Below are 21,646 nucleotides of genomic sequence, written 5' to 3' on the forward strand. Positions count from 1 at the left end.
CGTCGGGCGGGGTGTACCGATGCGTTGGCCGCTGCGCGACACTGTCCCGTATTCCGTTGAGTTCCGCCCCCGTCTCGATTCCTGTGTCGCCCGCCGTGCGCCCGTCGGCCTGCCCGGGACTCGTGCGCGTCGTCGCGGCCGCCGACGGCGGACTGTGCCGCATCAAGCTGCCGGGCGGCCGGCTCGACGCGCGACAGGCGCGCGCGATCGCCGCTGCCGCGCGCGCCTATGGCTCCGGTGCGATCGACGCGACCAATCGCGCGAATCTTCAGCTGCGCGGCATTCGCGGCGGCGCGGCCGATCCGCTGGCCAGCGCGTTGCTCGACGCGGGCCTCGGCCCGCGCGCCGCCGATGCCGCCGACGACCGGGCCGCGCTCGCCATGAGCGACGACGTCCGCAACCTGATGCTCAGCCCGCTCGCCGGGCGCGACCCCGACGCGCTGCTCGACAGCCGCGCACTCGCGACACCCCTCTTCGACCTGTTGGCGCGCGAGCCGCGTCGCGGCGAACTGTCACCGAAATTCTCGATCCAGCTCGATGGCGGCGAATCGGTCGCGGCGCTCGATCATCCGCACGATATCTGGCTGGCCGCCTGGCGTCGCGGCGACGGCGCGCTGCGCATCGCCGCGGGCCTAGCCGGCTGCGTGCCGGTCGCCCCTGGCGACACGCCCGCGTCGATCGACGTGTCGCCCGACCAGGCCGTCGCGCTCGTGCGTGCGTTGCTGCTCGCGTTCCTCGATCTCGCGCCGGCCGACGTCGCGCGGATGCGCGCGTTGCTCGCGACCTGCGGCGAACGCGCGCTGCTCGAACGTGCGCAACACGCTCTGCCCTTCCCGCTGGCGGCCGACCCGGCGCTCGCCGGCTGGCGACGCGCGCCGTCCGATGCCGCGCTGCGTTTCGGCGCGCGGCCGTCGCTCGACGCGGCCCGCTGCAGCGTCGGCGCGCAATGCGCGCTCGGCCGGCTCGACGCGACGCAACTGGAACGGCTTGCCGACATATCGGAAGCCGACGGCGACGGCACGCTGTCGATGACGCCCTGGCAAGGCGTGTTCGTGCATGGCGTGACACATGACCGCGCGCCGGCCGTGCTCGACGCGCTCGCGTCGCTCGGTCTCGTGTGCGCGCCGACCGATCCGCTCGCATCGCTCGTCGCGTGCACGGGCAGCGCAGGCTGCGCGAAATCGCGCGCCGATACGAAACGCGACGCGCTCGCGCTGGCCGCGCGCATCGACCGTCCGCTCGACGTACACCTGACAGGTTGCGCGCGCCATTGCGCGCTGCCGCACGCGGCGACGCACACGCTCGTCGCGGTCGCGCCCGGGCGCTACGACCTTTACCGGCGCGACGCCGCCGCGGGCCTCGGCGCCCCGCTCGCGCGCCATCTGACGATTGACCAGGCCGCGGCCCGACTGACGGGCGCGCGGCACAGCCAGGACACCACCGATGCTTGACTACATTCGCGACGGGCAGGAAATCTACCGCCAGTCGTTCGCGACGATCCGCGCCGAGGCCGACCTGTCGCGGGTTCCGCCCGACCTCGAGAAACTCGCGGTGCGCGTGATCCATGCGTGCGGGATGGTCGACGTCGTCCACGATCTGCGCTTCTCGGCGGGCGCCGGCACGGCCGGGCGCGCCGCGCTCGCGGCCGGCGCGCCGATCCTGTGCGACGCGAAGATGGTGGCCGAAGGCATCACGCGCGCGCGGCTGCCGGCCGGCAATCGCGTGATCTGCACGCTCGGCGAGCCGGAAGTGCCCGATCTCGCGCGCCATCTCGGCAACACGCGTTCGGCCGCGGCGCTCGAACTGTGGCGCCCGCGGCTGGCCGGCAGCGTCGTCGTGATCGGCAACGCGCCGACCGCGCTGTTCCATCTGCTCGACATGATCGATGCCGGCGCTCCGCGCCCCGCGCTGATCCTCGGCTTTCCGGTCGGCTTCATCGGCGCGGCCGAATCGAAGGCGATGCTGGCCGCCGACAGCCGCGGCGTGCCGTACGTCGCGCTGCTCGGCCGGCGCGGCGGCAGCGCGATGGCCGCCGCCGCGGTCAACGCGCTCGCGACGGAGGCCGAATGACGGCCGCGCGCGGACGCCTGTTCGGCGTGGGCGTCGGCCCCGGCGACCCTGAACTGATGACGATCAAGGCGCTGCGGGTGCTGCAGGCCGCGCCGGTGGTCGCGTATTTCGTCGCGAAGGGCAAGAAAGGCAACGCGTACGGGATCGTCGAAGCGTACCTGGTCGATACGCAGACGCAGCTGCCGCTCGTCTACCCGGTGACGACCGAGGCGCTGCCGCCGCCGCTGTGCTACGAGACGGTGATCGCCGACTTCTACGACACGGCCGCCGGGATCGTCGCGTCGCACCTTGATGCGGGGCGCGACGTCGCGGTGATCTGCGAAGGCGATCCGTTCTTCTACGGGTCGTACATGTACCTGCACGACCGGCTCGCGCCGCGCTACGACACCGAGGTGATCCCGGGCGTGTGCGCGATGCTCGGCGGCACGGCCGTGCTCGGCCAGCCGCTCGTGTATCGCAACCAGAGCCTGTCGGTGCTGTCCGGCGTGCTGCCGGAGGACGAATTGCGCGCGCGGCTCGCGCAGGCCGACGCGGCCGTCGTGATGAAGCTCGGCCGCAACTTCGACAAGGTGCGGCGCGTGCTCGACGACCTGGGGCTCGCGAAACGCGCGCTGTACGTCGAGCGCGCGACGATGGCGACCCAGCGCATCGTGCCGCTCGACGCAGTCGATCCGATGGCGTCGCCGTATTTCTCGCTGCTCGTGGTGCCGGGGGAAAAATGGCAAGGATGACGACGCCGCCCGCGATCGTGATTCTCGGCGCCGGCGCGCTCGACACCGCGCGGCGCATCCAGGCGCGCTATCCGGGCGCCCTCGTGCACGGGCTCGCATCGCGCGTCGCGGCCGACGTGCCGTTCGACGAACTCGGCGCGCATCTGCGCGCGCTCTACGCACGCGGCCTGCCGATCGTCGCGCTGTGCGCGGCCGGCATCGTGATCCGTTGCCTTGCGCCGGCGCTCGCCGACAAGGGTGTCGAGCCGCCCGTGCTCGCCGTCGCGGAAGACGGCTCGGCCGTCGTGCCGCTGCTCGGCGGGCTGACCGGCGTCAACGTAATCGCGCGGGAAATCGCCGAATGCGTCGGCGTCGCGCCGGCGATCACGACGAGCGGCGAGTTGCGCTTCGGCGCGTGCGTGCTCAATCCGCCCGAAGGCTATGCGCTCGCGGATCTCGCGCAAGGCAAGCGCTTCGTGTCCGACCTGCTTGCGGGCGCGGCCACGCGCATCGACGGCGCGGCGCCGTGGCTCGACGACGTCGCGCTGCCGCGCGATGCCGCGGCAGCGCATGCGATCCGCGTCACGCCCGACGCGTGGCGCGGCGCGCGCGACGAACTCGTGATTCATCCGCGTAGCGTGGTGATCGGTATCGACGCGCATGGTGCGCGGGCGGATGCGTCGCCGCCGGTTGCCGCGCGGGTCGAAGCGTTGCTCGATGCACAGGGTCTCGCACGACCGGCGCTCGCCGCGCTCGTTGCGCCCGCCACATTGCTCGGCAACGTTCGACTGGAAGAAGCGGCGCAAACGCTCGGCGTGCCGCTGCGCTTTGCCGATGCCGAAGTCGATGCTGCTCACGCTCGCGCGGGCGACCCCGATGCCGCCGCATTGCTCGGCAGCACGTTGCGCGTCGCGCATACGCTGCGCGCCACCGCCGACGGTCTTGCCTGCGCCGTCGCTTCACACCCGATCGATCCGGCCACGCTCGGCCGCGCCCGCGGCCGTCTGACCGTGCTCGGCCTGGGCCCGGGCGGCGCCGCGTGGCTCACGCCCGCCGCGCGCAGCGCGCTCGCCGAAGCCACCGACATCCTCGGCTACACGACCTACGTGACGATGGCCGGCCCGTTCCGCGCCGATCAACGCGTGCACGGCACCGACAATCGCGAGGAAATGCAGCGCGCCCGCCATGCGTTCGAACTGGCGGCACAGGGCCGGCGCGTCGCGGTCGTATCGTCGGGCGACCCGGGCGTGTTCGCGATGGCCGCGGCCGTGCTCGAAGCGCTCGACGAAGCGCGCGACCCGCACTGGGCGGCGGTCGACCTGCGCGTGGAACCGGGCATCTCGGCGTCGCTCGCGACCGCCGCGCAGGCCGGCGCACCGCTCGGCCACGACTTCTGCGCGATCTCGCTGTCGGACAACCTGAAACCGTGGGACGTGATCGAGACGCGCTTGCGGCATGCGGCGCAAGCCGATCTCGTGATGGCGTTCTACAACCCGATCTCGCGTGCGCGGCCGTGGCAGCTCGACCGCGCGCTCGACATCGTGCGCGCGTACCGTGCAGCCGATACGGTCGTCGTGCTCGGCCGCGACATCGGCCGCCCCGGCGCGACGCTCGCGACGACGACGCTCGGCGCATTGCGCAGCGATCAGGTGGATATGCGCACGATGGTGATCGTCGGGTCGTCGACGACGCGGCGCTTTGCGATCGACGGCGGCCGCGAGTGGGTCTATACGCCGCGCTGGTATCGCTGAATGGCCGACGCGCGGCGCGCCACGCGGGGGCGCTAGCCGCGCCCCTGCTCGGCCAGCAGCCGCGCCTTCGCATCGACCAGCAGCGCCGCATGCGCGTCGCGATGCTGGCGGATCCGCTCGGTCGGCCCGACGACGGACAGCCCGTACCAGTCGCCGTCGAGCGTCACCGCGACCGCGATCGCCGACAGCTCGGGCGCGCTCTCGCCGAAATTCTCGGCCCAGCCGAGTGCGCGAAACCGCGCGGCTTGCGCGACGAGCGCCGGCAGGTCCGCGACGCTCGCGTCGGTGAAGCGTTCGAACGACAACTGCGCGCCGAGCGCCTGCTGCGCGTCGTCGGCGAGTTCCGCGAAGATCGCCTTGCCGATCGAGTTCGCATGCAGCGGGCGCAGCTCGCCGGGCTGGCGCGTATAGCGGATCGCCTGCTCGGATTCGACGACGTCGAGATACGTGACCGACGCGCCCTGGATCTTGCCGAGCACGGCCGTCTCGCGGCTCGCGTCGCGCAGCGCGACGAGATGCGGATGCACGAGGTCGACGACGGGGTCGGTCGCGTCGATCGCGGCGGCGATCGTCTGCAGGCGCCGCGTCGGATAGTAGCCGCCGCGCTTGCGGACTTCGTACAGATAGCCGCGGCTCACGAGCGTGCGCGCCATCGCCAGGCAACTCGACGCCGGCACGTTGAGCAGGCGCGCGAGTTCGGTGAGCGGCAGCGGCCGCCGTTCGGCGGCGAACAGCTCGAACAGGTCGAGCGTGCGGGCAACGAGTTTGACATCCATGGCGAGCGCTTGATTCGGAACGGGAAGCCGCGCGCCGCGCAGGCCGCCGGGTCGATACGGTCAGTACGACTTCGGCAGCCCGAGCACCTTCTCCGCGATGTAGCACAGAATCAGTTGCGGACTCACGGGCGCGAGCCTCGGAATCATACACTCGCGCAGGTAGCGCTCGACATGGTATTCCTTCGCATAGCCCATTCCGCCGTGCGTCGCGATCGCCGTCTGGCATGCCTGGAACGCGGCCTCCGCGCCGAGGTACTTCGCGGCGTTCGCCTCCGCGCCGCACGACTGCCCCGCGTCGTAGCGCGTCGCGGCCTTCATCACCATCAGCCACGCAGCCTCGAGCTGCATCCACGCCTGCGCGAGCGGATGCTGGATCGACTGGTTCTGCCCGATCGGCCGGCCGAACACGACGCGCTCGCACGCATACTGCGTCGCGCGCCGCAGCGCCGCCTGCCCGAGGCCGATCGCCTCGGCGGCGATCAGGATCCGCTCGGGGTTCAGCCCGTGCAGCAGATAGCGGAAGCCGTCGCCCTCGTTGCCGATCAGGTCGTCGCGCGGCACGCGCAGGTTGTCGATGAACAGCATGTTCGAGTCGACGGCCTTGCGGCCCATTTTCTCGATCTCGCGCACCTCGACGCGCGAACGGTCGAGGTCGGTATAGAACAGGCTCAGCCCGTCGGTCGGCTTCGCGACCTGGTCGAGCGGCGTCGTGCGCGCGATGATCAGCATCTTGTTCGCGACCTGCGCGGTCGAGATCCAGATCTTGCGCCCGCTCAGCACGTAATCGTCGCCGTCGCGGCGCGCCTGGGTGCTCAGGTGCGTCGTGTCGAGGCCCGCGTCGGGTTCGGTCACGGCGAAGCAGGCCTTGTCGCGCCCGGCGATCAGCGGCGGCAGGAAGCGCGCCTTCTGCGCGTCGTTGCCGAACACCTGCACCGGGTTCAGCCCGAAGATGTTCATGTGCACGGCCGACGCGCCCGACAGGCCGGCGCCCGATGCGCTGATCGTGCGCATCATCAGCGCGGCCTCGGTCATCCCGAGCCCGGCGCCGCCGTGTGCCGGGTCCATCGCGATGCCGAGCCAGCCGGCCTCGGCGAGCGCCGCGTGAAAATCGGACGGAAACCCGCCCGCGCGGTCGCGCTCGAGCCAGTAATCGTCGCCGAAGCGTTCGCAGATTTTCTCGATCGCGCTTTCGATCGCGCGCTGGTCGTCGGTCAGGTCGAACTGCATGGATTGCTCTCCCGGAAAACGTGAACGGCCGCGGCATGTGCAACGACGCGCCGGGCCGCCCGAAGGTTGACGGGCGCCTTCATGGCCCGGCGCGAAGCGACAGGCCCGCGGGCGCTCATAACGGAAACACGCCCGTCGCGACCGCGGCGAAGACCATCAGCACGGTGGCGGCGAACAGGAACGGAATCGTGAATTTCTGGTGCTCGGCGAGCTCGACGCCGGTCAGCCCGACGATCAGGAACGTCGCGGGCGTGAGCGGGCTGACCGGAAACCCGGTCGTCATCTGGCCGAGCAGCGCGGCCTGCGCCATCTGGATCGGCGGCACGCCGAGCAGCTTCGCGCTTTCCGCGAGCACCGGCAGCACGCCGAAGTAGAACGAATCGGGATCGAACAGCAGGCTGAGCGGCATCGACAGCAGGCCGAGCACGAACGGCATGTGGCGCGCATGCTCGACGGGCACGTGCGCGACGACGACCTCGGCCATCGCCTTGAGCATCCCGGTGCCGGACATGATCCCGGTGAACGCGCCGGCCGCGAGCAGCACGCTCGCCATCATCAGCGCGGCCTTCGCGTGCGCGTCGATCCGCTCGCGCTGCGCCTGCACGTCCGGATAGTTGATCACGAGCGCGGCCACCGTGCCGAGCATGAACATCACCATCGGGTCGACGATGCCGGACACCAGCGTGACGAGCACGACGAGCGTCAGCGCGAGGTTGATCCAGAAGCGCCCGGGGCGGCGCAACGCGCGTTCGGCGTCGGTCAGCTCGCGCGGCGCAATCGCGAGCGCTGCGGCGCCCGCGCGATCGAGCCCGAGCCGCTTCGCCTCGCGCACGCCGAGCACATACGCGGTGCCGAACACGAACACGAGCCCGACGATCTGCACCGGAATCATCGGCATGAAGATCGCCGAGCCGGGAATGTGCAATGCCGCCGACGCGCGCAGCATCGGCCCGACCCACGGCAGGAAGTTGACGCCGGCCGCCATCGACGCGACGCACGCGAGAATCCGCCGGTCCATCCCGAGCCGCGTATAGAGCGGCATCATCGCGGGCAGCGTGACGAGAAACGTGACGGCGCCCGAGCCGTCGAGATGGATCAGCAGCGCGAGCAGCGCCGAGCCCATCACGATGCGCGGCGGATGGCAGCCGATCACGCGCAGCACGCCCGCGATGATCGGATCGAGCATCCCCGCATCGGTGAGGATTCCGAAAAATAGAATCGCAAAAACGAACATCCCGGCGATCGGGCCGATGTTCTGCACGCCGTGCACGATGAACTTGCCGGTCTGAAGCCCGAACCCGGCCGCGAGCGATGCGGTCACCGGCACGACGATCAGCGCGACGAGCGGCGCGAGCCGTTTCGTGATGATCAGGCCGAACAGCGCGACGATCGCAATCGCGCCGATCCATGCGAGCATGATGTGTCTCCTCTTGCGCCGGCGCGCGTCGTGCGCGGCGCGGCGGGGTGTCCGAAGGGGCGTGCGGGGTGCGGCCGTGCGTCGTCGCGCGGCCGCCCGTCGCGATGCCGGTCAGCGCCGGCGATCGCCGTTGCCGTCGTGGTGCGCGTCGTCGGTAAAGACCTGTGCTGCGTGTTCGTTCAGCGCGGGCGGCGGCCGCCGGTACGTGGCCGGCGTGCGGCCGAGCTTGATCGGCGACGCGATGCCGCGATGCCGGCCGAGTTCGACTTTCATCCGCCGATGCGCGACGTGCGGATGGTCGAGCGCCGCATCGAGCCCGAGCACCGGTGCGCACGGCACGCCGCGGCGCATCAGCTGGTCGGCGAGCGCCGCGCCGTCGTGTGCGGCCAGCGCCGTTTCGAGCAGCGCGCGCAAGGCGGCGCGGTTCGCGCTGCGCGCGCGGTTGTCGGCGAAGCGCGGATCGTCGGGCCAGTCGCGCGTGCCGAGCACGTCGCAGAGCGCCGCGAACTGTCCGTTGTTGCCGACCGCGAGAAAGATGTCGACGCCCGCGGTCGGAAAGCTGTCGTACGGCGTGATGTTCGGATGCGCGTTGCCGGTGCGCACCGGCGCCTTCCCCGAATGGAAGAAGTTCGGCGTATGCGGATGCAGGATCGACAGCGCGCAGTCGAACAACGTGGATTCGACGAACTGGCCGCGTCCGCTCGCATCGCGTTCGCGCAGCGCCATCAGCACGCCGAGCGCCGCGTTCAGCCCGGTGACGAGATCGACGATCGGCACGCCCACGCGCAGCGGCGCACCGCCCGCCTCGCCGTTGACGCTCATCAGCCCGGCCAGCGCCTGCACGGCCGCGTCGTAGCCGGGCAGCCCGCCGAGCGGGCCGTCCGCGCCGAAACCCGACACGCGGCAGTAGACGAGACGCGGAAAGCGCGCGTGCAGCGCGTCGAAGCCGAGGCCCCAGCGCTCCATCGTGCCGATCTTGAAGTTCTCGACCACCGCGTCGGCCTGCCCGAGCAGCCCGAGCAGCCGCTCGCGGTCGTCAGGCTTCGTCAGGTCGAGCGCGATGCCGAGCTTGTTGCGGTTCACGCCGAGGAAATACGACGCGGTGTCACCGTCGAACGGCGGCCCCCAGGTGCGCGTCTCGTCGCCCGACGGCGGCTCGACCTTGATCACCTCCGCGCCGTGGTCGGCGAGGATCTGCGTCGCGTACGGGCCGCCCAGCACCCGCGACAGATCGATGATGCGCAACCCTGCCAGCGCGCCCTGCTGCTCGTGTTCCGCCATGCGTCTCGCTCCTGCTTCCGGTTGATCGGACCGCCGGTTCCGCCGCGCCGGCAACGGCGGCACGGGTTCCCCGGCTGGAACAATAATTCTTGTGTGTGAATTTATATTCACACTCGGGAATTTTGTTGTCAAGCTGGAAATGTCCCGGCCGACGGGCCGATAAAGCGGCCGCGCGCAACTGGGGACGACACCGAACGCAGGCGGGTTGCGGCGCGGGGCCGCCGTTCGCTAAGCTGGCGGGCAGTACACGGTTGAACTGATGAAGAAAGGCGAAGATTCATGAAACGCATGCTGCTCGCGGCCCTCGTGCTGGCGTCGACGTTGGGCGTCGCCCGCGCGCAAACCCAGACATTCCATTTCGGTGAAGGCCAGGTACAGCCCGGGGCTGCGTCGCCCGCCGCCCGCCCGGCGCCCCCGCGCCGGCATGTGGCGCCGCCGCCACATCACCGGCGCACCGTCCACAAGCGGCGCCACGTGCGACACGGCAAGCCCGCGCGCTCGGGACTCTACACGCACGCGTGACGCGAAAGCCGGTGCGCGGCACAGCGCACGGAACTGTCATGAACGCCCGGTAAGATCGGCGCGGCTGCCTGCATGCCGTCGCGCCCGAGTATCGGACGACGCGCATTTCCTCCACGATTCAGCACCTGTTTTGCCGAACATGAGTACCGGGCCCGATACCCTCGCCATCATCAAGGAACGCGCCACGATCGTCTGCCGTCAACGCAGCAGCGTGCTGCTGGTCGCCCGCAGCGCGGCGCGCTGGTCGCTGCCGGGCGGCACGATCCGGCGCGGCGAGACGCCGCTGGAGGCCGCGCAGCGCGAGCTGGCGGAGGAAACGCGGCTGGAGGGGCTCGCGCTCGACTATGCGGTGCAGTTCGGCGGGCTCACGAAGCTCCACCACGTATTCGTGGCCGATGTGCCCAGACACCTGACGCCGCGCGCCAGCAACGAAATCGCCCGCTGCAAGTGGTTCGACGTCGAACGGCTCGAAACGCTGCGCGCGAGCGTGCCGACGCGCAAGATCATCGAACTGTTGCACCTCGATCGTTTTTCGGTGCTTGCCGACGGGTCGCTGCGCGCGCGCTGAACGCGCCCGCGCCGGTCATAACCGGTCACGCACGCAGAAACGGGCCGGCCTTGCGCTCGAGCCGCGCGATCGGTTCGGGCTGCATGTCCGCATAGCGATCGGGAATGTCGAGGCAGATGACTTTCCGGTGCGCCAGATGCGCGCCGTGCGCGCGCTCCATCACGAACACGATTTCGGCCCATTCGAGCGGGTCCGCGCACAGGGGCGTGCCGCGTCGGGCGCAAGGCCCGCGAAGCCGGTTTCGACGCCCGGCCACGCGGCGAACACGGCCTCGGCCGTCGGGCTGCGCAGCCGGTCGCGGCTGCAAATGAAGCGCGCGCGGATCATCCCGGTTCGTGTGCGGATGCGTGCGCCGGCCGGCGGTGGCCGCCGCGTTCGCTCATCCGTTCGTCATCCTTGCGGAATCGTGCCGGGCCGCACGTACGCGAGCATGTGCGGCACATAATCGGCCTTGCCGAGATCGACGCCGTGATGGCGCAGGATCGCGTAGGCCGCGATCGTGTGAAAGTAGAACTGCGGCAGCGCCCAGTCGCGCGCGTACTGCTCGCCCGTCATGTCGAACGCGATGCCGTTCGGCAGTTCGAGGGCGATCGGCAGCGCCGCGCCGCCGTCGAGCGCGTCGGGCGCGAGTTCGCCGAGAAACGCGATCGTGCCCGCGACGATGCCTTGTGCGTCGCTCAGCGTGCCGGGTTGCGCATCGGCGTTCCAGCCGGCTTCCCGCAACGCCAGCAGCGCGGCCGGCAGCGGCTCGCCGCGCAGCCGGTACACGGGTTCCATTGCCTGGAAACACGAGAAGCGCACCTGCGCGGCGAGCGGATACATGTCGGGCGCGAGCTTCAGCGCCAGCATCGCATCGGGCATGTCGCCGGCGGCCTGCCGGTGCGCGGCCGCCTTGTCGAGCCACGCGGCTTGCGCGCGCAGCATCTGGGTCAATGTCGGAACGAGCAGTTGGGTCGGGGACATCCTTGCACTCCGGGTAATGGTTCGCGTCACACGATATCAGCGTCGGCGAAAAACCGCACCCTGCCGCCATCAAGGCGCCGGGGCGAAACCGGTGGCGTATCGCGCTTCCCGCGCAAGCCGTGCGTACGGCACCTCCGCCCGCGGTCGGACGATGCGCATCTGCCGAAGCTCGACGCGGCGCTCGCGCATGGGTCGGCGGGCCTCGCCGACGCGCTTCCGACGTGCCGCGCGCGGCGTGCGGTTACGGCTTGCCGTGGCGCGCAAGAAAGCGGTCGAGCTGCGACGCGAACGCCTTGCCGTCGCGTGCGCTGAACGGCGCCGGGCCGCCGGTGTCGATCCCCGCGCTGCGCAACTGATCCATCATCGCGCGCGTCGACAGGCGTTCCTCGATGTTCTCGCGGCTGAACCAGTTGCCGCGCGGGTCGAGCGCATGCGCGCCCTTGTCGAGGACGGCGGCGGCCAGCGGGATGTCGGCGGTGATCACGAGATCGCCCGCCTCCGCGAGTTCGACGATCCGCGCATCGGCCACGTCGAAGCCGGCCGGCACCTGCAGCGCCTTGATGAACGGCGACGGCGGCGTGCGCAGAAACTGGTTCGCGACCAGCGTTACGCAGATCTCGGCACGACGCGCGGCGCGAAACAGCATGTCCTTGACGACGGCGGGACACGCGTCGGCATCGACGAGTACTTGCATGGCAGGCGTTCCGGTAAGCAGAAACGGCGATCATAGCGCAGCGCCGACCATCGGCCTGCGCCGTCGATCAACCGGTCAATCCGCGGCAAAGCGATTCGGCCGTCACCCAGTGCGCGCCCCATGCGCCGGCGAGCCGTTCGCCCTGCCCGATCCGCACGGCCGCATCGTCGAAGTCGACGAACACGACGTGATCGGCGGCTGCCGGTTTCGGCGGCGTCTCACGCGTGCGCCCGTCGGACAGCACCCACAGCCAGCGCTGCTTGTCCGGCGCCGGCGTGCGCCGCGCGTCGCGCGCGAGCAGTTGCACGGCGGCGGCGATGCCGTCCGCGAGCGGCGTGCCGCCGCCGCCGCCGACCGGTTCGAGCCAGCGCGCATTCCACCAGCGCGGCACCGCCGGGCCGAAGCGGCGCGCGGCACCGTTGCCGCCGAAGCAGATCAGCGCGGTTTCCATGCGCTCACGCGCGGCCTGGTCGAAATACGCGACGATCAACCCTTTCGCGAGCGCGAGCCGGTCGTGCGACAGCATCGACGCCGAACAGTCGAGCACGAAGCAATGCAGCGCACGCGGCGCGCCGGCCTGTTGGCGAAAGCGCAGATGCGTCGCATGCAGCGGGCCGCCGCGCTTCGCGGCGAGCGTCGCGGGCCACGCAACGGCCGTGCCCGAGCGCGCGGTGCCCGGCACGCGCGCGGCCGCGCCTGAATGCCATCGAGGACCGCGAATGGCGTTCGCGGCGGCGTCGGCTCGATGGCTCAGCGTTTTTTTAGCGGCAGCGGCACGACGCGTTTCACGTCGCGCAGCCCGGCCGGCTCGGGCGGCAGATAGCCCCAGTCGCCTTGCGATGCGGTGGCGTCGTGCTTTGCTGCGCCCGGCGGTTCGCCAGGCTGCCGGCGCGTGTCCGGCGGCGATCGATCGTGCTGATCGCGGCGCCCGTCATTCGCCGGTGACGCGCCGGACGACGGCGGCGCACCGGCATGGCGCCGGTGCCGCAGCACCGCGTCGGCCACGCGTTCCACGTGCGACACCGTCACCGCATCGGCCTGCTCCAGCGCGGCAAGGGCCCGCGCGGCGCGCAGCATCACGAGATCGGCGCGCAGCCCGTCGACGGCCGCATCGATGCACAGCGCGCTGACGCGCGCATGCACCGCATCGTCGAAATCCAGCGTCGCCAGGCGCGCCCGCGCCGCACGAATCCGGTCGCCGAGTTCATGCTGCGCAGTCGCGTGACGCGCGCGAAACGCGCCGGGATCGAGATCGAACGCCAGCCGCGCCTTCACGATCCGTTCGCGCTGCGCGGCATCGAAGCAGTTCTCGAGCTCGACCATCAGCCCGAAGCGGTCGAGCAGTTGCGGACGCAGTTCGCCTTCCTCGGGATTCATCGTGCCGACCAGCACGAAGCGCGCATCGTGCGCATGCGACACGCCATCGCGTTCGACCACGTTCACGCCGCTCGCGGCGACGTCGAGCAGCGTATCGACGAGCCCGTCGGCGAGCAGGTTCACCTCGTCGACATACAGCACGCCGCGATGCGCGCGGGCCAGCAGCCCCGGCCGGAAGCGCACGCCGTTTTCGGCGAGCGCATGCGCGAGGTCGAGCGTGCCCGTCACCTGCTCGTCGCTCGCCGACAGCGGCAGCGTGACGAACTCGCCTTCGGGCAGCAGCTCCGCGAGCGCGCGTGCGGCGGTCGATTTCGCGGTGCCGCGCGGCCCGCTGACGAGCACGCCGCCGAGCGACGGGTCGATCGCCGCGAGCAGCAGTGCCTGCTGCAACGGCTGCTGCGCAACCAGTGCCGTGAACGGGAACACCGCGCGGGCGCGGTGTGTCGTCGAATCGGTCATCGCCGTCCTCCTTCCTGCAGTTGTTCGCTCGCGAGCCAGACCGCTTCGATCCGCTCGCGATAGTCGCCCGGCTGTTGCCACAGCCCGCGCTGCATCGCTTCGACGAAGCGTTCGCAGATGCCGTGCAGCGCCTTCGGGTTGTGCCGTTCGAGGAACGCGCGCGTGTCGTCGTCGAACAGGTAGGCGTCGGCGACGAGCGCGTACTGGTGATCCGACAGCACGCGCGCGGTCGCGTCATAGCCGTACAGATAGTCGACAGTCGCGGCCATTTCGGCCGCGCCCTTGTAGCCGTGACGCTTCACGCCGTCGAGCCATTTCGGGTTGACGACGCGCGAGCGGATCACGCGCGCGATTTCCTCGCGCAGCGTGCGCATCTTCGGCGCGACCGGGTTCGCATGGTCGCCGTGATAGATGCTCGGCTGCTGCCCGGACAGGTGCCGCACGGCCGCCGTCATCCCGCCCTGGAACTGGTAGTAGTCGTTCGAATCGAGGATGTCGTGCTCGCGGCTGTCCTGGTTCTGCACGACGACGTCGATCGTCGCGAGCCGCTCGCCGAACACGTCGGGCGCGGCATCGCCCGCGCTGTTTTGCGTGTAGGCATGGCCGCCCCACTGCCGGTACGCGTCGGCGAGATCGGCGTCGGTCTGCCAGCGGCGCTGGTCGATCAGGTCCTGCAGGCCCGCGCCGTAGCTGCCCGGCCGCGCGCCGAACACGCGCCAGCCGGCGCGGCGCCGTGCTTCGTCGGGCGCGACGCCCTGCGCGAGCCACTGCTCGCGTTCGCGCTCGATGCGCGCGCGGATCGGGTTCAGCGCCTCGGGCTCGTCGAGCGCGGCAACCGCCTGCACGGCCGCGTCGAACAGGTGCATCAGGTTCGGGAACGCATCGCGGAAGAAGCCCGACACGCGCAGCGTCACGTCGATGCGCGGCCGGTCGAAGATCTCGATCGGCAGGATCTCGAAGTCGGTCACGCGATGGCTGCCGTGCGCCCATTTCGGCCGCACGCCGATGAGCGCGAACGCCTGCGCGATATCGTCGCCGCCGGTGCGCATCGTCGCGGTGCCCCAGACCGACAGCCCGATCGCGCGCGGATAGTCGCCGTGATCCTGCAGATGGCGCTCGATCAGCTGCTGCGCGGATTTCAGTCCGAGCGACCACGCGGCCTGCGTCGGCACCGCGCGCGTGTCGACCGAGTAGAAGTTGCGGCCCGTGGGCAGCACGTCGGGACGGCCGCGCGACGGCGAACCGCTCGGCCCCGGCGGCACGAAGCGGCCGTCGAGCCCGCGCAGCAACTGGCGCATTTCCTCGCCGCCGCACGCGTCGAGCGCGGGGATCAGCGTCGCGCGCACGCGGTCGATCACCGCGAGCGTGTGCGGCCATTCGCCGGGCGGTGGTATGTCGATGCCGGAAGCACCGGAAGCACCGGAAGCACCGGGATGGCCGTCGTCGCCGCAAGCGGCCGGGCTCAGCCCGTCGAGCCACCGCTGCGCGAGCCATTCGAGCCGCTCGCGCGTATCGCCGGCATGACGCCACGGCGACGCATCGAGCGCCTGCAGGACCGGCGGCCGCGGCCCGGCCCACGGTGCGGCCCAGTCGGCCGCGAGCGGATCGAAACCGTCGCCGAGCGCGAGATCGCGCGCGAGCGCACCGATCAGCCCGGCCCGTTCGCCCTTGCCGTCGCCGACCGGAAAGCGCGCGAGCGCGAGCAGCGTGTCGCGCCGCTGGCGCTCGGCGGGCGACGCACCGAACACGTGCAGCCCGTCGCGGATCTGCGCTTCCTTCAGTTCGCACAGCCACGCATCGACGCGCGTGAGCAACGCATCCTCGTCGCCCGTGTCGCGCGGCGGCGATACGCTCAGCTCGTCGTGCAGCCGATGCTCGGCGATCGTCGCGAGGATGGTCTTGCGCAGCAGCTTCGCGCGCCGCGCATCGACCATCAACGCTTCGTAGTATTCGTCGACCTGCCGCTCGAGATCCTGCAGCGGGCCGTAGTTTTCCGCGCGCGTGAGCGGCGGCATCAGGTGATCGACGATCACGGCCTGTGCGCGGCGCTTCGCCTGGCTGCCCTCGCCCGGATCGTTGACGATGAACGGATACAGGTGCGGCAGCGGCCCGAGCGTCAGGTCGGGCCAGCACGCGTCGGACAGCGCGACGCTCTTGCCCGGCAGCCATTCGAGGTTGCCGTGCTTGCCGAGGTGGATGACCGCGTCGATGCCGAATGCATCGCGCAGCCAGAAATAGAACGCGAGATACGCGTGCGGCGGCACGAGGTCCGCATCGTGGTAGCTCGCATAGTCGTTCTCGTCGCGCGAGCGCGACGGCTGGATGCCGACGAACACGTGGCCCGCGCGCCAGCCGGCGATCGTGAAGCGCCCGTGCCGCAGCGTCGGGTCGGCTTCGGGCGGTCCCCAGCGTTCGTTCAGCGCGTCGCGCACCGCGGCCGGCAGCCGCGCGAAATGCGCGACGTAGTCGGCCAGCGCGAAGCTCTGGAACGCCGGGCGCAGTGCGTGCACGGCCGGGTCGTTGGTCACGCCTTCGGTGAGCCGCGCGATCAGCGCGTCGCCGTCGGCCGGCAATTCGGCTACCGCGTAGCCCGCGTCGCGCAACGCCGAGAGCACGCGCAGCGCGGACGCCGGCGTATCGAGCCCGACGCCGTTGCCGATCCGCCCTTCGCTGTGCGGATAGTTCGCGAGAATCAGCGCGATGCGTTTGTCGGCATTGTCGAGCGTGCGCAGCCGGCACCAGCCGCGCGCGAGCGCCGCGACGAACGCGATCCGCTCGGCATCCGGCTGATAGCGCACGACGTCGACTTCGGTGTGCGGGCAACGATACGCGAGCCCCTTGAAGCTCACCGCGCGCGTGACGATGCGCCCGTCGACTTCGGGCAGCGCGATGTGCATCGCGATGTCGCGTGCATGCAGCCCCTGGTTGTCGGCCACCCACGCGTCGCGATTGCCGCCGGACAGGATCACCTGCAGCACGGGCGCGTCGCCGGCCAGCACGTCGGGTTCGGGGCTGTCGATCGCGCCCGCCGCGAACGCGGTGGTGTTCAATACGAGCGCGACGTCGTGCGTGTCGCAGAGCTGCGTGATGACCTCGCGGCTCACCGCGTCCTTCAGCGACGTGACCGCGATCGGCAGCGGATTGAGCCCTTCGCGCACGAGCGCATCGGCGAGTGCGTCGAACACGGCGGTGTTCGCGGCCTGCCAGTGGGCGCGATAGAACAGGATCGCGACGACGGGCGCGCCGGGCGTCCAGCGCGCCCGCCAGTCGTCGACGCTCGCCGTGTCGCGTGCCGGGTGATACAGCGCCGCGGCCGGCAGCGGCCGCGGCGGTTCGGGCTCGTCGCCAAACCCGAGCGTATGGAATGCAATGCTGCGCAGCAGCGCCGCGGCGTTGTGCAGCCCGCCTTCGCGCAGGTAGCGCCACCACAGCCGGCACTGATCCGGCGTGACCGTGCTCTTCGCGACGAGGTTCGGGTCTTCCTGCAGGTCGCCCGAGAACATCGCGAGCTGCTGCTTCCGTTTCGACGCGAGCGACACGGCCTGCTCGATCCCGTACGGCCAGTACGCTTCGCCGCCGAGATGGTCGATCACGACCGTCTTCGCGTGACGCAGCACGTCGTCGACATAGAAATCGACCGACGCCGGCTGCCGCAGGAACGTGACGTTCGCGAGCCGGACGCTCGGAAAACCCGCCGGCATCGTCGGCACGACGCTTGCCAGCAGCGACAGCGTCGTGTCGGCCGAGCTCAGGATCACGATGTCGGCCGGCTGCTGGTCGATCCGGACGACGCCTTGCGTATCGTCGACGAAGCCGCCCGGCGTGGTGCGCAGCAAATGCATCGTGCGTTACGCCTGTTGCGTCCGGGCCGCGCACGCGGCGTCGAACGCGCGTTGCAGCGCGGCCGCGTCGAGATCCTCGCCGATCAGCACGAAGCGGCTCGCGCGCGTTTCGCCATCCTGCCAGCGACGATCGAAATAGCTGTCGAAACGCCGGCCGACGCCCTGGATCACGAGCCGCATCGGCGCATCGGGCAGCGCGGCGAAGCCTTTCGCGCGGTAGATCGTATGCGTCTCGACGACACGCTGCAGCGCGGCGATCGTCGCGTCGCGCGAACCCGCATCGCCCGACACGACGACCGAATCGAAATCGTCGTGATGGTGGTCGTGATCGCCGTCGTCGGCCGAGCCGTGATGGTCGTGACGCAGATGGATCGTGTCCTCCGACGCCGATTCGAGCCCGAGCAGCATCGCGAGATCCAGTTCGCCGCGCGTCGCGCGCACGATCTTCACCTGCGGCGGGATCTCTTCGCGGATCGCGGCTTCGACTTCGGCGAACTGCGCGTCGCCGACGAGATCGGCCTTGTTCACGATCACGAGATCGGCCGACGACAGTTGATCGGCGAACAGTTCGTGCAGCGGCGATTCGTGGTCGAGGTTCGGATCGGCGCGGCGCTGCGCGTCGACGGCCTGCGGATTCTCCGCGAACTGGCCGCTCGCGGCGGCCGGCCCGTCGACGACGGTCACGACCGCGTCGACCGTGAAGCTGCTGCGGATCGTCGGCCAGTTGAACGCCTGCACGAGCGGCTTCGGCAACGCGAGGCCCGACGTTTCGATCAGCACGTGGTCGATGTCGGCGCGGCGCTCGACGAGCGCCTCCATCACCGGATAGAACTCTTCCTGCACGGTGCAGCACAGGCAGCCGTTCGCGAGTTCGTACAGCTGGCCCGACGCTTCGCCCGGCGCGCCGTTTGCGTCGTCGCAGCCGATGCCGCAGCCCTTGAGGATCTCGCCGTCGATGCCGAGCTCGCCGAACTCGTTGACGATCACCGCGATGCGGCGGCCTTCGGCGTGCTGCAGGATGTGGCGCATCAGCGTGGTCTTGCCGCTGCCGAGAAAGCCCGTGACGATCGTGACGGGCAGCTTGCGCATAGTCATGGTAGATCCTGTGTCGAAAATGGAATCAGGCCGGGATCGTCGAGCCGAATGCGGCGCGGCATGTCATCTGGCGGATCGCGGGGATCGTGCGGCGCAGTCCGGACGGACGGCCGCGGAACGGACGGAACGACGAATCGGACATGACGCTTCCTTGCGAACGGTCGACATGGTGAATGCCAACACGGCCGTCGCTGCCCTGCCCGCGCCGCCTGCCGCTCGCCGCGCCGGCCCGGGCGCGCATGCGCGGCGGGCCGATCGGCGGAGGAAGCGGGAAACGTTCGGGCGTCGGGCGTGCTGCGGCCGTGGACGATGCGCCGCCTCCCCGCGGCGCTGAACCCCAATGTCTCGGCCGGTATCCGGGCTGACGAACACGCCGCTTCGCCTTCCCGGATGCGCGCGGCATCCAGTGGCGGTCGTCCGCATGCGGCGGGCATGCGGCGAAGCGGCGCTGCGTGGCGCTTGCGCGCGACGCGTTCGCTTACCGTTGCGGGGGCAGCACAGGTTGGCTCGACTGCGGTGCAGTCACGCTCCCTGTTTCCCGTTTAACTGCGCACGCCGGAGGAGCGCGCGCGAGCACCAAAACGCGTGCGAGTGTAGGCGGCGGTGCGGGGAGCGTCAAGGCGAAACGGGCCGCCGCCGGGCGTTCGGCATGGCCGCGGCGCCGCGCGCAAGGCCGCCTCCGGCGCCCGCGCGGCGGGTTCGCGCGGATCGGTCGCTGTGCTATCGTATGCGCCGCGTTCGGTGCTCGCACGCGCATTTGCGCGCATGCAGTTAAACGGGAAACAGGAGGCGGATGTCCGCCCGGCCTGTGCTGTCCCCGCAACGGTACGCCGCCCGCGCGCCGCGCTTGCCGCGCACGCGCCCAGGCCGCCCGCGATGCCACTGCCCTTCAGCGGGCGGGAAGGCTGCGGCCTGGCAAGCGGCCAGCCCGGATACCGGCCGACGCAAGGGGCGAGCCCGAGGCTCGCCGAACGCCCGATCCGCGGGGGACGGATGGGGTGCGCATTCCGCCCGCGCTCGCGCGGGCTTCGCTCGATCAATCATGTCTTGCCTGTCCGTCGGCAGCCGATGCGCCGCCCGCTTTCCCCTTTCCACTGTTTCGACACGGTGCGCGCCGTGCCGCACGCGATGAGCCGCGCCTGGCTCGTCGGCGCCGGCCCGGGCGATGCCGATCTGCTGACGCTGAAGGCCGTGCGCGCGATCGCCGCGGCCGACGTGCTGCTCGTCGACGATCTCGTGAACCCCGACGTGCTGCGCCACGCGCGCGCCGATGCGCGCATCGAGCAGGTCGGCAAGCGCGGCGGCCATGCGTCGACGCCGCAGGACGCGATCGTCGCCGCGATGCTCGCGCACCTGCGCGCGGGCCGCAGCGTCGCGCGGCTCAAGGGCGGCGATCCGTTCGTGTTCGGCCGCGGCGGCGAGGAACTGCTCGCGCTCGGCGCGGCCGGTTTCCCGGTCGAAGTCGTCAACGGCATCACGGCCGGCATTGCCGCGCCGGCCGCGCTCGGCATTCCGGTCACGCATCGCGGCGATGCGCAGGGCGTGATCTTCGTCACGGGCCACGGCGCGGGCGCCGACGAACCCGACTGGCGCGCGCTGGCCGCCACGCGCATGACGATCGTGATCTACATGGGCATTCGCCGGCTCGATGCGATCGCGGCCGCGCTGCGCGACGGCGGGCTGGCCGGCGACACGCCGTGCGCGGCGATCGAGAACGCGACGCGTGACGGGCAGCGGCACGTGCTCGCGACGCTCGATACGGTGGTCGAACGCGTCGGCGCGACCGGTATCGGTTCGCCCGCGATCGTCGTGATCGGCCGGGTCGCGGCGCTCGCCGACGACCCGGCGGTGCGCGTGGCGCTTGGCGGGAGCGGCGCATGATGCGCGTCGCGCTCGGCGTCGGTTTCCGCGCGGGCGTGACGGCCGCGCAACTCGACGCCGCGATCCGCGCGGCGCTCGCGCGCTACCCGGACGCCGAGCCGGCCGTCGTCGCGACGCTCGCCGACAAGGCCCGCGCGCGCGCGCTGCGCACGCTGTGCGCGCGGCGCGGCTGGCCGCTCGTCGCGTTCGACGCGGCGCAGCTCGCGCATTGTCCCGAACCGGCGCCGAGCGCGCCGTCGGCTGCCGCGCTCGCGCGTTTCGGTGTCGCCGGCGTGGCCGAACCGTGTGCGCAGCTCGCGGCGCCGCGTGGCCGGCTGCTCGGCCCCAAATCCATCCTGGGCGGCGTGACGGTTGCGCTCGCCGGCCCGCTCTGAACCCTTTGTTTCGCTTTCGACAGGACGACTCCCGATGAAGACCGATGCCGAATCCCATCAACGGATGACCGAACGCCGCCGCGCCGGCCACGAAAAGAAGCAGGCCGCCGCCACGCACGAGAAGGGCCTGCTGATCGTCAACACCGGCAACGGCAAGGGCAAGAGCACGGCCGCGTTCGGCATGGCCGTGCGCGTGCTCGGCCACGGCATGCGACTCGGCGTCGTGCAGTTCATCAAGGGCGCGCTGCACACGTCCGAGCGCGATTTCCTCGGTGCGGTCGCGGAGTGCGACTTCGTGACGATGGGCGACGGCTATACGTGGAACACGCAAAACCGCGACGCCGACATCGCGACCGCCCGCAAGGGCTGGGACGAGGCGCGCCGGATGATCGAAAGCGGCGAATACCGGATGGTGATCCTCGACGAGTTGAACACCGTGCTGAAGTACGAATACCTGCCGCTCGACGAAGTGCTCGCGACGCTCGCCGCGCGGCCGGATTCGGTGCACGTCGTCGTCACCGGGCGGCATGCGCCCGATGCGCTGATCGACGCGGCCGATCTCGTCACCGAAATGCGGCTCGTCAAGCATCCGTACAAGGAGCAAGGGGTGAAGGCGCAGCGCGGCGTGGAGTTCTGACC

The 21,646-nt window shown here is 70.9% G+C and carries 19 protein-coding genes, 2 pseudogenes and 2 riboswitches; of the genes and pseudogenes, 10 read left to right on the forward strand and 11 right to left on the reverse strand.

What is annotated here, in order from left to right; translation table 11 throughout:
• The first annotated feature begins 95 nt into the window (after window positions 1-95).
• From cobG to cobJ, 4 genes are read left to right on the forward strand one after another with little or no spacing between them, the layout of a single operon-like run.
• On the forward strand, window positions 96-1,451 hold the full coding sequence (gene cobG, locus BME24068_RS10050; protein ID WP_279608829.1) for a precorrin-3B synthase: 1,356 nt from the start codon (window positions 96-98) through the stop codon (window positions 1,449-1,451).
• Window positions 1,444-2,070, forward strand: coding sequence for a precorrin-8X methylmutase (locus BME24068_RS10055; protein WP_174925975.1), 627 nt, complete (start codon window positions 1,444-1,446; stop codon window positions 2,068-2,070). Before cobG ends, BME24068_RS10055 begins: the two co-directional genes overlap by 8 nt.
• Complete coding sequence (locus BME24068_RS10060) at window positions 2,067-2,801, forward strand: precorrin-2 C(20)-methyltransferase (RefSeq protein WP_174925976.1); 735 nt, start codon at window positions 2,067-2,069, stop codon at window positions 2,799-2,801. The genes BME24068_RS10055 and BME24068_RS10060 overlap by 4 nt, the downstream gene beginning before the upstream one ends.
• A complete protein-coding gene (gene cobJ, locus BME24068_RS10065) occupies window positions 2,798-4,531 on the forward strand; it encodes a precorrin-3B C(17)-methyltransferase (RefSeq protein WP_174925977.1) in 1,734 nt (577 codons plus the stop codon). The genes BME24068_RS10060 and cobJ overlap by 4 nt, the downstream gene beginning before the upstream one ends.
• A gap of 32 nt (window positions 4,532-4,563) precedes the next feature.
• Here the strand turns inward: cobJ and BME24068_RS10070 are convergent, their stop codons facing one another.
• The 4 genes from BME24068_RS10070 to BME24068_RS10085 all read right to left on the reverse strand — a co-directional run bounded on the left by BME24068_RS10070 (window position 4,564) and on the right by BME24068_RS10085 (window position 9,232).
• The gene (locus BME24068_RS10070) at window positions 4,564-5,307 is read right to left on the reverse strand and encodes an IclR family transcriptional regulator (RefSeq protein WP_096505310.1); all 744 of its coding nucleotides are present in this window, start codon (window positions 5,305-5,307) and stop codon (window positions 4,564-4,566) included.
• Between the two features lie 60 nt (window positions 5,308-5,367).
• Entirely contained in the window at window positions 5,368-6,534 is a 1,167-nt protein-coding gene (locus BME24068_RS10075) for an acyl-CoA dehydrogenase family protein (protein ID WP_174925978.1), read from the reverse strand.
• Between the two features lie 115 nt (window positions 6,535-6,649).
• Window positions 6,650-7,951: a CitMHS family transporter gene (locus BME24068_RS10080; RefSeq protein WP_174925979.1), complete on the reverse strand. Its 1,302-nt coding sequence runs from the start codon at window positions 7,949-7,951 to the stop codon at window positions 6,650-6,652.
• 111 nt (window positions 7,952-8,062) lie between these two features.
• Window positions 8,063-9,232 (reverse strand): CaiB/BaiF CoA transferase family protein, encoded by a 1,170-nt coding sequence (locus tag BME24068_RS10085; RefSeq protein ID WP_174925980.1) that lies wholly within the window; start codon window positions 9,230-9,232, stop codon window positions 8,063-8,065.
• 279 nt (window positions 9,233-9,511) lie between these two features.
• Between BME24068_RS10085 and BME24068_RS10090 the strand changes: the two genes are divergently transcribed.
• Window positions 9,512-9,754 (forward strand): hypothetical protein, encoded by a 243-nt coding sequence (locus BME24068_RS10090; protein WP_096505318.1) that lies wholly within the window; start codon window positions 9,512-9,514, stop codon window positions 9,752-9,754.
• A gap of 139 nt (window positions 9,755-9,893) precedes the next feature.
• Entirely contained in the window at window positions 9,894-10,322 is a 429-nt protein-coding gene (locus BME24068_RS10095; protein ID WP_096505460.1) for an NUDIX hydrolase, read from the forward strand.
• A 25-nt stretch (window positions 10,323-10,347) separates the two neighbouring features.
• Here the strand turns inward: BME24068_RS10095 and BME24068_RS10100 are convergent.
• Together BME24068_RS10100 and BME24068_RS10105 are read right to left on the reverse strand one after the other, a co-directional pair.
• A pseudogene (locus BME24068_RS10100) lies at window positions 10,348-10,649 on the reverse strand (low molecular weight protein tyrosine phosphatase family protein).
• A gap of 63 nt (window positions 10,650-10,712) precedes the next feature.
• Entirely contained in the window at window positions 10,713-11,285 is a 573-nt protein-coding gene (locus BME24068_RS10105) for a DUF1993 domain-containing protein (protein WP_174925981.1), read from the reverse strand.
• 78 nt (window positions 11,286-11,363) lie between these two features.
• Between BME24068_RS10105 and BME24068_RS35370 the strand changes: the two are divergent.
• Window positions 11,364-11,519: pseudogene (locus BME24068_RS35370) on the forward strand (elongation factor P maturation arginine rhamnosyltransferase EarP); the annotation flags it as partial.
• A gap of 7 nt (window positions 11,520-11,526) precedes the next feature.
• On the opposite strand, the gene BME24068_RS10110 reads toward BME24068_RS35370, so the two are convergent.
• The 5 genes from BME24068_RS10110 to cobW form a co-directional block, all read right to left on the reverse strand.
• Window positions 11,527-11,979: a YaiI/YqxD family protein gene (locus BME24068_RS10110; RefSeq protein ID WP_124604742.1), complete on the reverse strand. Its 453-nt coding sequence runs from the start codon at window positions 11,977-11,979 to the stop codon at window positions 11,527-11,529.
• Between the two features lie 67 nt (window positions 11,980-12,046).
• A complete protein-coding gene (locus BME24068_RS10115; protein WP_174925982.1) occupies window positions 12,047-12,661 on the reverse strand; it encodes a vWA domain-containing protein in 615 nt (204 codons plus the stop codon).
• A 68-nt stretch (window positions 12,662-12,729) separates the two neighbouring features.
• A complete protein-coding gene (locus tag BME24068_RS10120; protein WP_174925983.1) occupies window positions 12,730-13,815 on the reverse strand; it encodes a magnesium chelatase ATPase subunit I in 1,086 nt (361 codons plus the stop codon).
• Entirely contained in the window at window positions 13,812-17,657 is a 3,846-nt protein-coding gene (gene cobN / locus BME24068_RS10125) for a cobaltochelatase subunit CobN (RefSeq protein ID WP_174925984.1), read from the reverse strand. Before cobN ends, BME24068_RS10120 begins: the two co-directional genes overlap by 4 nt.
• A gap of 6 nt (window positions 17,658-17,663) precedes the next feature.
• Window positions 17,664-18,752 (reverse strand): cobalamin biosynthesis protein CobW, encoded by a 1,089-nt coding sequence (gene cobW, locus BME24068_RS10130; protein ID WP_174925985.1) that lies wholly within the window; start codon window positions 18,750-18,752, stop codon window positions 17,664-17,666.
• 330 nt (window positions 18,753-19,082) lie between these two features.
• Window positions 19,083-19,348: riboswitch (cobalamin riboswitch) on the reverse strand.
• A 125-nt stretch (window positions 19,349-19,473) separates the two neighbouring features.
• A riboswitch (cobalamin riboswitch) is annotated at window positions 19,474-19,710 on the forward strand.
• Window positions 19,711-19,820: 110 nt separating this feature from the next.
• On the opposite strand from cobW, the gene cobA reads away from it, so the two are divergent.
• From cobA to cobO, 3 genes are read left to right on the forward strand one after another with little or no spacing between them, the layout of a single operon-like run.
• Complete coding sequence (gene cobA, locus BME24068_RS10135) at window positions 19,821-20,633, forward strand: uroporphyrinogen-III C-methyltransferase (RefSeq protein WP_174926078.1); 813 nt, start codon at window positions 19,821-19,823, stop codon at window positions 20,631-20,633.
• Window positions 20,630-21,007: a cobalamin biosynthesis protein gene (locus BME24068_RS10140; RefSeq protein ID WP_174925986.1), complete on the forward strand. Its 378-nt coding sequence runs from the start codon at window positions 20,630-20,632 to the stop codon at window positions 21,005-21,007. Before cobA ends, BME24068_RS10140 begins: the two co-directional genes overlap by 4 nt.
• A gap of 34 nt (window positions 21,008-21,041) precedes the next feature.
• The gene (gene cobO / locus BME24068_RS10145) at window positions 21,042-21,644 is read left to right on the forward strand and encodes a cob(I)yrinic acid a,c-diamide adenosyltransferase (RefSeq protein ID WP_096505334.1); all 603 of its coding nucleotides are present in this window, start codon (window positions 21,042-21,044) and stop codon (window positions 21,642-21,644) included.
• Window positions 21,645-21,646 lie beyond the last annotated feature (2 nt).

This window comes from Burkholderia anthina (assembly GCF_902498995.1).
In the GTDB taxonomy this organism is placed as follows: domain Bacteria; phylum Pseudomonadota; class Gammaproteobacteria; order Burkholderiales; family Burkholderiaceae; genus Burkholderia; species Burkholderia anthina.